Source organism: Nocardioides sp. JQ2195 (assembly GCF_012272695.1).
GTDB lineage: Bacteria > Actinomycetota > Actinomycetes > Propionibacteriales > Nocardioidaceae > Nocardioides.
In genome coordinates this window covers 131,725-144,306 of sequence record NZ_CP050902.1, presented here as the reverse complement: position 1 = coordinate 144,306, position 12,582 = coordinate 131,725, and the positions used below count along the sequence as shown (strand labels likewise).

At 69.2% G+C, this 12,582-nt stretch carries 15 protein-coding genes and 3 tRNA genes; 9 read left to right on the top strand and 9 right to left on the bottom strand.

All coding sequences use genetic code 11. The features are described 5' to 3' along the window. Positions 1–47: 47 nt before the first annotated feature. On the bottom strand, positions 48–677 hold the full coding sequence (locus ncot_RS00720) for a TetR/AcrR family transcriptional regulator (protein WP_168615873.1): 630 nt from the start codon (positions 675–677) through the stop codon (positions 48–50). A 261-nt stretch (positions 678–938) separates the two neighbouring features. On the opposite strand from ncot_RS00720, the gene ncot_RS00715 reads away from it, so the two are divergent. Next, complete coding sequence (locus ncot_RS00715; protein WP_168615872.1) at positions 939–1,832, top strand: DUF5938 domain-containing protein; 894 nt, start codon at positions 939–941, stop codon at positions 1,830–1,832. Positions 1,833–1,858: 26 nt separating this feature from the next. Further along, positions 1,859–2,587 (top strand): hypothetical protein, encoded by a 729-nt coding sequence (locus tag ncot_RS00710; protein WP_168615871.1) that lies wholly within the window; start codon positions 1,859–1,861, stop codon positions 2,585–2,587. Positions 2,588–2,809: 222 nt separating this feature from the next. On the opposite strand, the gene ncot_RS00705 is transcribed toward ncot_RS00710, so the two are convergent. Both ncot_RS00705 and ncot_RS00700 read right to left on the bottom strand, forming a co-directional pair. Beyond that, positions 2,810–2,882 (bottom strand) — tRNA-Arg (locus ncot_RS00705). 60 nt (positions 2,883–2,942) lie between these two features. Next, positions 2,943–3,278, bottom strand: coding sequence for a metalloregulator ArsR/SmtB family transcription factor (locus tag ncot_RS00700; protein WP_168615870.1), 336 nt, complete (start codon positions 3,276–3,278; stop codon positions 2,943–2,945). A 182-nt stretch (positions 3,279–3,460) separates the two neighbouring features. Here ncot_RS00700 and ncot_RS00695 point away from each other — a divergent pair, with 182 nt between their 5' ends. Together ncot_RS00695 and ncot_RS00690 are read left to right on the top strand one after the other, a co-directional pair. Beyond that, positions 3,461–5,305, top strand: coding sequence for a phosphoenolpyruvate carboxykinase (GTP) (locus ncot_RS00695; protein ID WP_168615869.1), 1,845 nt, complete (start codon positions 3,461–3,463; stop codon positions 5,303–5,305). A 94-nt stretch (positions 5,306–5,399) separates the two neighbouring features. Further along, positions 5,400–6,386 carry a LuxR family transcriptional regulator gene (locus ncot_RS00690; RefSeq protein WP_168615868.1) on the top strand — a complete coding sequence of 329 codons (987 nt, stop codon included), beginning with the start codon at positions 5,400–5,402 and terminating at the stop codon, positions 6,384–6,386. Positions 6,387–6,569: 183 nt separating this feature from the next. On the opposite strand, the gene ncot_RS00685 is transcribed toward ncot_RS00690, so the two are convergent. The 3 genes from ncot_RS00685 to ncot_RS00675 form a co-directional block, all read right to left on the bottom strand. After that, complete coding sequence (locus ncot_RS00685) at positions 6,570–6,713, bottom strand: hypothetical protein (protein ID WP_168615867.1); 144 nt, start codon at positions 6,711–6,713, stop codon at positions 6,570–6,572. A gap of 277 nt (positions 6,714–6,990) precedes the next feature. Beyond that, positions 6,991–7,081: transfer RNA gene (locus tag ncot_RS00680), tRNA-Ser, on the bottom strand. A gap of 88 nt (positions 7,082–7,169) precedes the next feature. Further along, the gene (locus ncot_RS00675) at positions 7,170–7,625 is read right to left on the bottom strand and encodes a hypothetical protein (protein WP_168615866.1); all 456 of its coding nucleotides are present in this window, start codon (positions 7,623–7,625) and stop codon (positions 7,170–7,172) included. A 100-nt stretch (positions 7,626–7,725) separates the two neighbouring features. On the opposite strand from ncot_RS00675, the gene ncot_RS00670 reads away from it, so the two are divergent. Next, on the top strand, positions 7,726–8,100 hold the full coding sequence (locus tag ncot_RS00670; RefSeq protein ID WP_168615865.1) for a hypothetical protein: 375 nt from the start codon (positions 7,726–7,728) through the stop codon (positions 8,098–8,100). A 112-nt stretch (positions 8,101–8,212) separates the two neighbouring features. Further along, positions 8,213–8,300, top strand: a tRNA-Ser gene (locus ncot_RS00665). Positions 8,301–8,373: 73 nt separating this feature from the next. Here the strand turns inward: ncot_RS00665 and ncot_RS00660 are convergent. The 3 genes from ncot_RS00660 to ncot_RS00650 all read right to left on the bottom strand — a co-directional run bounded on the left by ncot_RS00660 (position 8,374) and on the right by ncot_RS00650 (position 10,583). Then, positions 8,374–8,610 carry a biotin/lipoyl-binding carrier protein gene (locus ncot_RS00660; protein WP_168615864.1) on the bottom strand — a complete coding sequence of 79 codons (237 nt, stop codon included), beginning with the start codon at positions 8,608–8,610 and terminating at the stop codon, positions 8,374–8,376. 70 nt (positions 8,611–8,680) lie between these two features. Continuing rightward, positions 8,681–9,769, bottom strand: a complete 1,089-nt coding sequence (locus ncot_RS00655; protein ID WP_168615863.1) for a hypothetical protein — start codon at positions 9,767–9,769, stop codon at positions 8,681–8,683. Between the two features lie 10 nt (positions 9,770–9,779). After that, on the bottom strand, positions 9,780–10,583 hold the full coding sequence (locus ncot_RS00650; RefSeq protein ID WP_168615862.1) for a carbon-nitrogen hydrolase family protein: 804 nt from the start codon (positions 10,581–10,583) through the stop codon (positions 9,780–9,782). Between the two features lie 26 nt (positions 10,584–10,609). Between ncot_RS00650 and ncot_RS00645 the strand changes: the two genes are divergently transcribed. The 3 genes from ncot_RS00645 to ncot_RS00635 are packed head-to-tail and all read left to right on the top strand — an operon-like array spanning position 10,610 to position 12,571. Beyond that, positions 10,610–11,176 carry an NTP transferase domain-containing protein gene (locus ncot_RS00645; protein ID WP_240938003.1) on the top strand — a complete coding sequence of 189 codons (567 nt, stop codon included), beginning with the start codon at positions 10,610–10,612 and terminating at the stop codon, positions 11,174–11,176. Between the two features lie 52 nt (positions 11,177–11,228). Continuing rightward, positions 11,229–11,561, top strand: a complete 333-nt coding sequence (locus ncot_RS19410; RefSeq protein WP_206065062.1) for a DUF6457 domain-containing protein — start codon at positions 11,229–11,231, stop codon at positions 11,559–11,561. Between the two features lie 41 nt (positions 11,562–11,602). Next, complete coding sequence (locus tag ncot_RS00635) at positions 11,603–12,571, top strand: NAD(P)H-quinone oxidoreductase (RefSeq protein ID WP_168615860.1); 969 nt, start codon at positions 11,603–11,605, stop codon at positions 12,569–12,571. The last annotated feature ends 11 nt before the right edge of the window (positions 12,572–12,582 follow it).

Sequence of the window (12,582 nt, the reverse complement as noted above, 5' to 3'; positions counted from 1 at the left end):
AGCCACGAGCTCGCCGACCTGTGGCGGCACCGCCGGCGCCTGATCGACTACGCGCGGAAGAGCAGGGGCAGGACGGCGCACGCATCGTCCCGCAACCGCTCGGGCACCGCGTCGTCGCCGTGCAGGTGGGCCAGCAAGGCCCTGAAGAAGACCCCGTCGACCATCGCATAGCTCACGGAGGGCGAGAAGGCCGGCTGCCGGCCGCTGAGCTCGGCGAACCGGGTCACCACACGCCAGATCATGTCCTCGAGCAGCAGGTCGATCTCGGCAACCTGCTCCGCGAGCTCCTGCTCGAACATGCTCTGGCCCCGCAGGTCGTACCAGAGGCGGTGCATCGAGGCGTCCTCGCACATCGTCGCGACCAGTCGCTCCACGAAGCGCTCGGCCAGCTCCTCCGCGCTCGTGGCGGTGGCGATGATCTCGTCGTACCGGGTGGCGCAGTCCGCCTTGTAGTACCTCACGCAGTGCAGGATCAGGTCAGCCTTGCCCGAGAAGTAGTAGTGCACCACTCCGTGGGAGAACTCCGAGTTCTGCGCGATCTCGCGCAGGCTGGTCCGGGCGTAGCCCAGCTCACCCAGCGTCGCCAGGGCGGACTCGGCCAGCTGGGCCCGGCGTTCGTCGTACTTCTCCTCGCGCGACCGCTTCGCCCTGTGCTGCTTCCCCGCAGTCCCCGTCACCCGACCACCTTACGCTCGTGCGACGGAGCCCGGGCATACCCAATCTTGGCGATAGTCCAGCCCCGTTCGGCCCGCCTCCTTGACGACCGTCAAGCTTCGGTCGCACCCTTGGACGGTGGTCTGGTCAGCCATGAGGTCCCCCACTCTGCCCCCGTTTGGAGTTCATGTGCTGCCCTCTCGTCGCGCGGTCGTGTTCGGCAACCCCGGCCCCTTGGTCGACAGGATCACGGACCGACTGACCGAGCAGCGGACCCCCACTGCGTGGTGGCCACCGAGCCCGGCCTCCAGAACGTGGACGCGCTGACCAGGGCCTTTGCCGACGCGCGGGTCGTGATCAACGCCCACGGCGCGTTCGCTGTCACCGGGCACGATGTCGCCGGGGCCGCGCTCGCCGCCGGTTGCCACTACGTCGACACCTCCAACGAGCAGCACTGGCTGGTCAAGGCCCGAGAGGTCTGGCACCAGCAGTACGCCGACCGCGGGCTGCTCATGGTGCCCGGGCTGGCCCAGCCGTTCACCACCAGCGAGATCGCCGCCAACATCTCGTTGGAGACACCGGGGGCCCAAGCCCTGGACATCCTCACGCTCTGGACCGAGCTCGCGGCCGACTCGTCCGTGCGGTGGCTGAGCCGGGTCGCCGAGCACCACGGCTTCGACGCCCGCGACCCCGGCACCTGGCGGTTGGACCGTGTCCTGAACCTCCGCGTGCCCGGCAGGAGCGAGCCCGGCATGGCGATCCGGTGCGACGAGTCGCCCCACGAGGTGTGGTTCCGGGACGACGCACGCGTCACCGAGCTGCGGGCGTACGGCGGCGCCGCCGAGCGCTCGGCGCTGGAGCGGGCGCTGGCCGAGGAGCTGACCTGCGGGTCCGACGAAGGAGCCAGCCCGATCTCCCACGGCCGTCGGGTCGACACCTCGATCGACGTGGTCTACTCCGAGGGCCACGGCCGGCGTACTCACGTGGTGATGGAAGGGGCCCGCCCCTACGACCAGACCGCCACACTCCATGCCGTCGCCGCGCGGTACCTGCTGACCGAAGCGCCGCGGCGAACCGGCTTCGCCTCCGGCTGCCAGGCATTCGGCCACCGGTTCCTGCTCGATGCGCTGGTCGACGCCGAGCTGATGCTCCCGCCCGCGGTCACGGTCGACGCCTGATCCCCGGTCACGGCTAACCTGCCGTCATGCACCGACGCAGACTCATCGCGCACACCACCACGGTGGGCCTGGCGCTTTCGGCCCTCGTCCTCAGCGGTTGTGGCTCGACCGGTGCCGCGGACGGTCCGGCTGGCCGCATCGGCGCCGCCGCCACGGGGGCGCCGCTGCATCCCGACGAGCCGCTCGACGACGAGCAGCTGGCCACCGTGCTGCTGAAGGTCGACGAGCTGGGGTCCGACTATGCCGAGGACACCGAGCGCTCGGACGACCCGGCCCGCGACTGCCTCCACGAGCTCCTCGACGTGACGAACTTCGGGCTCGCCGAGCCCGAGTCCCACGACGACGCGGAGTTCTTCGGCACCGAGACCCACAACCAGGGCGAGACCGTGCTCTCCTCCGTGGCGTCCTACCAGAACGAGACCGCCGCCGAGAGCACGTACGACGACTACCGCGAGCACGTGGACGAGTGCACGCGTGTGACGTTCACCCGGGACAAGCGTCGATGGGACCTCCGCATGAGTCATGACGAGGACCTCGCGGTGGATGCCGAGGAGCAGCTGAACCTGCACATCGACGGTTCCATGACGTGGAAGCAGAACACCTACGAGGTGACCGGGAAGTACTCCCTCGTGCGCAGCCAGAACGACGTCGTCGGGCTGGCGCTGATCGCCGTCGACGCGGCCCAGCCGCCCAGCAGGACCGTCGACCCGATGCTGGTGCGTTCGGCCAATCGCCTCATCGACCTCAACTGGTGAGACCTGGGACGAGACCCGCGCGTCGGGGGTAGCAGCGCGAGCCTCGCCGAAAGAGGTGTTGGGGAGGCGTCTCGGGTCACCTCCCCAACCCTTCAAATGGTGCCCGAAGCGTGCCGACCCTGTCTCTGATTTCTTGAGAAATCCCCCAAATCGGACATCCGGATCGACGGCCGGAAACGCAGAGGCCGGACCCGATGTGGGTCCGGCCTCCTGCTTCTCTTGTGCGCCTGTAGGGATTCGAACCCCAAACCTTCTGATCCGTAGTCAGATGCTCTATCCGTTGAGCTACAGGCGCAACGCCCTCACCGAAGCGAGGACTGGAAGAGAATAGCCGACACCCGTCGGTTTCTCGAAATCAGTTGCCGTCACGCAGTTCGTGGAGCAGTCCCTCGGTGTCGCTCCACAGCGACGCGAGGATCGCGCGGCCCGCAACCAGCAGGTCCGCGACAGCGGCAGTGGTGACCGAGTAGACGACCAGGGAGCCCTCGCGGGTGGAGGTGACCAGGCCGGCGCGGCGCAGCACCGCGAGCTGCTGGGAGAGGTTCGACGACTCGACGTCGATCGTGGCGAGCAGGTCGCGCACCGGGGTCGGCCTCTCGACCAGTAGCTCAAGCACTCGGATCCGGACGGGGTGTCCCAACGTGCGGAAGAGGTCTGCCTTAGCCTGATTGATGGGGATACTGGTCGTCATCTCACCTCCCTGAGGTTTGAACCGAGGATTCAACGTCGAAGACTCAACGCGGTAGATTCACCAGAGATGAACACTACATTAGTTGAAAAGTTCTTCAACTAATGGAACCCTGCAGCACACGGGGTGGGACTTACGCAGTCCCACCAAAACCGACACTTCCACCGAGAGGGTCAAGGCACACGATGGCAGACGTTGAGGCAACACTGGATGCGGCTGGGGTCACCAACCCCCACGTTCGTGAGTATGTCCGTTACTACGCGGAGCTCACCGGCGCAGAGCGCGTCGAGGTCGTCAGCGCCGCCGACGACGCCCGCCTGATCCAGGAAGCCCTGGATGCTGGCGAGCTCGACCCGGCCGGCGATGGGCTCTACTACTCACGGTCCTACTTCAAGGACACCGCCCGCTCCGAAGAGCGCACGATCGTGGCGACCAACGACCCCAAGGACAAGGGCGTCTACAACAACTGGAAGCCCGCCTCGGAGATGAAGCCGATGCTCGAGGACCGCATGCGCGGCGCCTCGAAGGGCAAGACGATGTACGTCATCCCCTACCTGATGTCCCCTCCCGGCAACGACCTCGCCCCGTGGGCCGCCGGCGTCGAGCTGACTGACGCCCGCACCGTCGTGCTGCACATGATCCGCATGTCGCGCGTCGGCGCCGAGTTCCTCAACGACCTCGAGGACCCCAACCACTTCGTCCGCGCCGTCCACGTGACCGGCGACCTGGAGAACCTGGGCCAGGGCACCCCCGAGGACCAGCGCTACTTCGTGACCGTCGCCGACGAGCGCACGATCCTGCACTTCGGTTCGTCGTACGGCGGCAACGCGCTGCTCGGCAAGATCGCGCACGGCCTGCGCCAGGGCGCCTACGACGGCTGGGCCAGCAAGAAGTTCCTCGCCGAGCAGTACATGCTCATCGGGATCCACGACAAGGAGACCGGCAAGGACTACCACATCTGCGGTGGCTTCCCGAGCGCCTCGGGCAAGACCAACCTCGCGATGATGCTGGCGCCCGACTCCCTCGGTGAGCGCTACCACGTCTCGTTCTACGGCGACGACATCGCCTGGCTGTGGGTCAACGAGAAGGACGGCAAGCTCTACGGGATGAACCCGGAGTACGGCGTCTTCGGCGTGGCCAAGGACACCAACGAGTCCACCAACCCGACCGCCCTGCACTCCATCGACCCGGGCACCCAGGCGATCTTCACCAACATCGCCTACAACCCGGACACCAAGGAGGTCTGGTGGGAGGGGCGCACCCCCGAGCCGCCGGCCGACACCACGGGCTGGCTGGACTGGAAGGGCAACCCGATCTCGGAGCGCTCCGACGACGAGAAGGACGCTCCCTGGGCACACCCGAACAGCCGCTTCACCACCACCCTCGACAACGTCCCGAACATCGCGAAGGACTACAACGCCGCTGCCGGCGTGCCGATCGACGCGATCATCTTCGGTGGCCGCACGCGTGACCGCGAGCCGCTGATCCGCGCGATCACCGACCTCGCCGAGGGCGTCTACGACGGCCTCACCCTGGGCGCCGAGGCGACCGCCGCCGCCGAGGGCAAGGAGGGCGTGCTCCGCTACGACCCGATGTCCAACCGCCCGTTCATGGCGTACGGCGAGGGCGACTACGCGCAGCACTACCTGAACATCGTCGGCGCCGCCAAGGACCAGCCGATCTTCGCGCACGTCAACTGGTTCCAGCGCGACCCGGAGGACGGCCACTTCCTGTGGAACGGCTACCGCGACAACCTGCGTCCGCTGCTGTGGCTGCTCCAGCTCAAGAACGGTGAGGTGAAGGGCCGCCAGACCGCGGTCGGCATCATCCCGCTCGAGGAGGAGCTGATGCTCGAGGGCATGAACACCAAGCCCGAGGACCTCGAGACGATCCTGACGATCGACAAGGCCCGCTGGCTCGAGGAGATGGCGCACCGCGAGGAGCACCTCAAGCAGTTCGAGAATCTCCCCGAGGCGATCTGGGAGGCCCACCGTCGCGTGGCCGCCGACCTGGAGAACGAAGAGGGCTGACCTCTTCGCCCGAAGAACGACAATGACGGCCCCGGACTCATCACGAGTCCGGGGCCGTCAGGCATAATCGGCCGCGGACGCACTGGAAGGGCTGATGGCTGTGGAACGACAAGGTGGGTCAGAGCGACGCGCTCTCTTCGAGTCCACGGCCTCCCAGCTGTTCGAGGAGATCGCCTCCGTGGGCGGGGTCGAGGTCGACGACCCGCTGCTCGAGCAGGACCGAGCCGCCACCGACCTGCTGATCGAGCTGGGCCTGCTCAGCCTCGACGGCACCCGCTACGTCGTGGTCGACCCGCACTCGGTCCAGGCCGCCGTGGTCGCGCCGCTGGGCCTGCAGGGCGCCCAGCTGATCAACGAGTCCAGCCACTGGGCCCAGGCGTTCACCTCGCTGGGCCACGCCTACCGCCGCTCGCCCTCGACGGACGACGGCCCGATCACCCGGCTGCGCGGCGACCAGATCGACCGGTTCCTCGCCGACGTCGTGCCCAGCGCGCAGAGCGAGCTGCTCACCGCACAACCCCAGTCGGGTCACTCCTCCGCCGCGCTCAAGGAAGCCGGCAGGCGCGACGTCGCGGCCCTCCAGCGGGGCGTGTCCATGCGGACCATCTATCAGCACGCGGCCCGCCGGAACCGGGCCACCCGCGCCTACGTCTCCAAGATCTCCGCCGAGGGTGGCGAGGTGCGCACGCTCGACGAGTTCTTCAACCGGCTGATCGTGGTCGACCGGCAGGTCGCCATCATTCCGGCCGGTGACGACCTCGACATCGCCCTGGCGATCCGTGACACCGCCCTGGTCGCCTACCTCGTCGACATCTTCGAACGGTTCTGGAACCGCGGGCGCCCGTTCGCCAGCAGCGAGACCAGCGTGATGAAGGGCATCGCCGAGGAGCAGCGCGCGATGGCGATCCGCATGCTGGTCGAGGGTCACGCCGACGCGACCTGTGCCAAGCGGCTCGGCGTCAGTCCCCGCACCTATGCGGGCTACGTCGCCGAGCTCAAGGAGGAGTACGACGCGCAGACGCGCTTCCAGCTCGGCTACCGGATGGGCCTGCAGCAGGCCAAGGCACGCAAGAAGTCCTGACCCCCGCGACCACTCCCCGCCGACAGGGGAACGCGGCCGGGGAAAGCGGCAAGGGCAGCGACGAGAGTCGCTGCCCTTGCTCTGAGACGGGCCGGGGGGATGGCTCAGGGACCGAACATGTGGGGGGTTGAAGGTCCCCGTCTCAGGTCTTTGTCGGATTCTGCGGTCGCAGAACCGAATTTGTCAGTCGATGACGATGTCGCTGGGTGCGATGCGGCCCCAGCCCGTGTCGTCGGATGCGTTGGCGGCGGACGTGAGGCCGCTGATCCCGACGGCCAGTCCAGCTGTCAGGAGGATGGCTGCCACCCGCCGAGCAAGAGTCTTCATGTTCATGTTCTCCCCACCTAGGCCTGCTTGATTCCCCGTGGTCACCAGTGTGCGTCATGCCAGGATCAGAACTCCACTCTTTCCGACTGCACAAATCGGCATTGCAAGGACTTGCAAATGTTGGGCCCCGCGTGGCCGTCTCCCGACCGCGCGCTGCACGTCGTCCGGGGCACGGCAGCCGGCGTCGCGACGGCATCCCGGGGCACAACCGCAGGTCGCACCCACGACAGGAGAACCCCGCCCGGGCCATCGGCCCGGACGGGGTTCTGTGCAGCAGCGGAGGCGGAGGGATTTGAACCCTCGATGGGGTTGTAGCCCCAAACCCGCTTAGCAGGCGGGCGCCATAGACCGGACTAGGCGACGCCTCCATGATGCGCGGATCAGGTTACCGGAGTCGCGCCGCGAGTCAGAATCGGGTCGCCACCCGACCACGGCGCACTCGGAACGCCGACTGGATCAGCGTCGTCCCCTGCCCTCGCGCGGGTGGCCGGCGAGGTGTTCCTGTAGCTCGCGGACGAACTGTTCGCGGTCGATCGCAAGCACCTCGACGGGGATGGTCGTCGTGCGCCCGTCCCGCAGTCGCAGCACCACACAGGGAGCCCCGGCGATGGTGTCGGTCACGGCTTCCTCGACGTCGATCCAGCGAGCCTGCCGAACACCTGCCCCGCGCACGAAGCGCACGCGAAAGCCGTCGTCGGTGGCCCGCACGATGTAGGCGCGACGGTTCAGCAACCATCCGGTGGCGAAGACGCCGACGACACAGACCACCACGACCACGCTGAGCACGACGACCGGCAGGGCGAAGATCACCACCAGGGCGGCCGCCACGAACACGAGCGCGCCCAGGGCGATCAGGGAGAGCCCCAACATGCGGGCGGCGAGCTGGGGGGCGAGGCGATAGTCGGACGTCACGGGGCAATTCTCGCCGACTCGCCGGGAACGGCCCAACTCGGCCTTGTCCGGGCACGTGATACAGGTCACACTCGATGCACCGGGCCGATGGGAGACGACGATGCGAGACGACGTACAACGCGCACTCGCTGCGCTCAGCCAGCTGATCGAAGCGCCCACAGCCGCCGGCACGGCCCTCGGCAACTGGCGCTGGACGGTGCGCCAGCGCCTGTCCGCGGTGCGCGACGGCCTGGCGCTCGAGTCGGCCCGGGCCACCGAGGGATGGCTGGTCGCGCGCGAGGGATCCCTGCTGCGCGAGCGCACCGCCCTGATGACCAGGCTCAGTGCACTGGGCCCGACGGTCCTCCAGGCATCCGACGTCAGCATGGTGCGCGAGGAGCTGCGGCGCATCGTGGCCGACATCAGCCACCACCGGCAGCGCCTGCACGACCTGGCCTACGACGAGGTGGAGCTGGAGCTCGGCGGGTCGGAGTGACCCAGCAGTGACCCAGCACTGACCCGGGAGTGGACGCGGTCGGAGTGCCACGGTCCGTGCGGCCCCGACGGCACCAGTAGGATGCTGCGTGCACCTGCCACGGTGGGTGCACGGAGGGGTGCCGGAGTGGCCTATCGGAACCGCCTTGAAAGCGGTCGTAGGGAGACCTACCGCGGGTTCGAATCCCGCCCCCTCTGCCAAAGCCCCCGGGCCAGTTCTCCCGTGCCGGTGCCACCACTGAGGGGCTCCCCGTGGAGAGCCCAGCGGCGTGGGTCAGGGCTTGTTGCGCAGGGTGATCAGGATGTCGCCCTCCTGCACCACGTCACCGGCGGTCACCCGGATGTTGGTGACGGTGCCCGCGCACTCGGTCAGCACGGGGATCTCCATCTTCATGGACTCCAGCATCAGCATCTGGTCACCGACGCCGACCTCGTCACCGACGTCGACCGACACGGTCATCACGTTGGCCACCATCTCGGCCACGATGTCTGTTGCCTTCTCCCGGGTCATGCCGGTGACGCTACTCGCTGCGTCCGGTTACCTGGAAGTACCACCCACGACTCGCGCACGAGCCGGTGCCTCAGTGCAGCGGCTGCAGTCGGGCGGGCTCCGGGCGCGAGGCGGCCAGCTCCTCCTCACGGCGGGCTCTGCGCCCCCGGGGGCCGGTGAACGCCAGGTCCACGCGGATCACGAGATAGCCGAGGACCAACCCGGGCAGGACCGAGTAGAGGATGATCAGGCCCGCTTCGAGCCAACCTGTCATCGGGTTGGTCATGATGCCCGCCACCGAGCAGGTCAGCGCCACACCGAAGACGCACACCCACCAACCCTGGCGTCGCCGGGCCCTCAGGTGCGTCCCGTAGACCAGGGCCGGCACACCGACCAGGACCTGGATCGGACGAGGAACGGCGCCGAGGTTGGCCCGCACCCACCGGACGCCGTCGAGCACATCGTCGACCATCGACTGGGAGCCGTAGCGGCGCAGCAGCTCGGCGTACGCCAAGGTGAGGGCCAGCGAGACACCGCCCACCAGCAGCACCACGGCACCTCGCCGACCGAGACCGTGCAGGCCGGCACCGAGGCGGTAGACCAGGACCACGGCGAGCAGGAACGCCAGCGCCAGGGAGACGTAGTCGAAGCGCTCCAGGCTGATCATCGGCCGGAAGCCGACCACGGCCAGGGCTCCCACGCAGGAGATCAGCAGGGCCACCAGCACCTCGCGGGCGGCGATCCGGAACCGACGGGCCGGCACCGTCGCCATCACCGCGAGAACGCCCGCGCACACCGCGGTCAGGACGGCCGCCCCGGTGCGCAGACGCTCCATGTCGGACAGCACCGCACCCAGCCCGATGGCCAGGGCCAGGCCACCGAAGATGAAGGGACGGCCACCGGTTCGCGCGGCCAGCGCGGCAGCACCCACGGTGATGATCGTGACCGCGGCGGCCTGGTCGAGCCAGCCGGGTCCGAAGCCGAGCACGGCGCAGGCGGCGGCGGCAACCGCGGCCACGGTCGCCAGCGTCCCGACCACCAGGGCGGCGGAGCGGACACCGATTGCGGCCCGGTCGTCCGACGGCCTGCCCGAGCGCTGGAACCGGTTGGACAACCGGGCGGCCCGGCTCGGGGGACGCTCAGCCACCCGTCGACCGGTGACTCGTTCGGGGCTGGACACGGCGCACAGGCTATCCGGCCGCCGTCCGCCTGTTCGCCAGGGATGGGTTCGTCGCACGAGCCTCGTCGATCGCGGCCCTGCTCAACGTCGCGGCGAGCACGGTCGGCTCCGGACCGGCCTCGGCCACCACCCCGCCGAGTGGATCGACCACCAGCGAGTGGCCGGTGTAGCGCGGAGCCGCCTGGCCACACGCCAGCACGTACGTCGTGTTCTCGATGGCCCGGGCCCGGGCCAGCGTGCGCCAGTGGTCGACCTTGCGGGCGTGCTCCTGCTCGGAGCGTCCCGGCACCCACGCCGCCGGGACGACGAGCGCGTCGGCCCCGCGGTCGACCAGCGCCCGCGCCAGCTCCGGGAAGCGGAGGTCGTAGCAGGTCATCAGCCCGAGCCGGAAGCCGTCCACGTCGACCACCACCGGCTCCCACTCGCCCGCGGTGAGCCGGTCTGACTCCTTGTAGCCGAAGGAGTCGTAGAGGTGGATCTTGCGGTACGCGGCGGTCGCGGCGCCTCGCACGACGAGCGTGTTGAACGGCCGCTCGGGGTCCGCTGCGGTCTCGAACATCCCGGCCACGATCGTGCGCCCCGGCGAGGCGGCCGCCGCGACCGCGGTGCCGAACGGACCGTCCTGGGGCTCCGCGAAGGCAGCGATGTCCTCGCCGGGCTTGCCGAAGTCGCGGGCGAAGGCCTCGGGGAGCACGACGAGCTGCGCGTCCCCCACCCCGGTCGACCCCGACAGGCCGGTCAGGAAGGCACGGTTCTCCGCAGGGTCCAGCGATGATGCCTGCTGGACCAGGGCCACGGTCAACTCATCCGCCATGCCCCCAGCCTGCCAGAATGTCGTGCATGAATCCCCTCGCGCTCGGCGCGATCATCCTGGCCGGCGGAACCGCCGCTCGGATGGGTGGCGTCGACAAGGCCTCGATCGAGCTGCACGGCCGCACGCTGCTGACCCATGCCCTCGACGCCGTGGTCGACGCCGGCGAGGTGGTCGTCCTGGGCGACTGGGTGGCCACGAACAGGCCGGTCACCTTCACCCGCGAGGACCCGGCCCAGGGCGGGCCGGCGGCGGGGCTGCTCCACGGACTCGACTCGTTCGTCCGTGCGCCGCGGCAGGTCGTCGTGCTGGCCGTGGACATGCCGCAGGTGACCATGGCGACGACGTCCCGGCTGCGTGCCGCCGCCGAGGGTCACGACGGCGCCGTGCTCTGCGACACGACAGGTCGACGGCAGCTCGCGATGGTCCTGGACGCGGAACGCCTGCAGGCCGTGCGGCCGGCGTACGGCGAGGAGTTCGGCCTGCCGATCCACCGCCTGGTGGCCGACCTCGACCTGGCCGAGGTGGTCGCCGTGGGCGGCGAGGCGCGCGACATCGACGGCTGGTCGGACCTGCGCGACCTCGGAGACACGTGAAAACCATCCCCGGGGTCTTGCAACCCGAGCCGGTTCGCAGGACGGTGGAGGCGTGAACCTCCACGACTGGATCGATGAACTCTGCGACGTCCTCGACGTCGAGGTCGAGCTGGATGAAGCCCTCGTGCTCGACCTGGCCCGCGACGCCGCCCACAACGTGCAGCGGCCGGCGGCTCCGATCACCACCTTCCTGCTCGGGTACGCCACCGCCGTCCACGGCGCCGACCCGGCTCGCGTCGAGGAGCTAGCGGGAGCGGCCAGCCAGCTGGCGATCGGCTGGGAGCGACCGGCCGACGCCCCCGACCCCGAGGACATCGACGACCCGATCCCCGATGACAGCACGGTCGACCACACCGCCGACAGCATCGACGAGTTCGACAGCTGAGCCGCTGCGGGTGATTCGCGGGCACCTCCTACGCTGGGTGCATGCGTGCCGTGATCGTCACCGACCCGGGTGGCCCCGAAGCCCTGACCGTCACCGACCTGCCCGATCCCGAGCCCGGCCCGGGTGAGGTGCTGGTCAAGGTCGCAGCGACCGCCGTCAACCGGGCGGACACCCTGCAGCGGCAGGGCTTCTACCCTCCGCCGCCCGGAGCCTCCGACGTGCTCGGCCTGGAGTGCAGCGGCACCGTGGTCGGCATCGGCGAGGGGGTCACCGACTGGCAGGTCGGCGACAAGGTCTGCGCCCTGCTCGCCGGCGGCGGGTACGCCGAGCTGGTCGCCGTCCCGGCCGGCCAGCTGATGCCGGTGCCGGAGGGGATCTCCCTCGTCGAGGCCGCCGCCATCCCCGAGGTGGCCTGCACGGTGTGGTCCAACGTGTTCATGGCCGCGGGCCTGCAGCCGGGCGAGAAGTTCCTGGTGCACGGCGGTGCCGGTGGCATCGGCACCTTCGCCATCCAGCTCGCCACCGCGCTGTCCGCGAAGGTGTTCACCACCGCAGGGTCTGCGGAGAAGCTGGCCGTCTGCGCCGATCTGGGCGCCGACGTGACCATCAACTACCGCGAGGAGGACTTCGTCGAGGTGCTGAAGGAGGCCGGCGGCGCCGACGTCATCCTCGACAACATGGGCGCGAAGTACCTCCCCTCCAACGTCAAGGCGCTCGCCACCGAGGGACGCCTGGTCATCATCGGGATGCAGGGCGGGTCCAAGGGCGAGCTCGACATCGGTCGCCTGCTCAGCAAGCGTGGCGCCGTGATCGCCACGTCGCTGCGGGCCCGGCCGGTCGAGGAGAAGTCGGCGATCTGCGCGTCCGTCGTGGAGCACATCTGGCCGCTCGTCGAGGACAAGCAGGTCAAGCCCGTGATCCACACGTCGTTGCCGCTGGAGAAGGTCGTCGAGGGCCACCAGCTGATGGAGGACAGCGGCCACGTCGGCAAGATCCTGCTCACGCTCTGACCCGTAAGGTG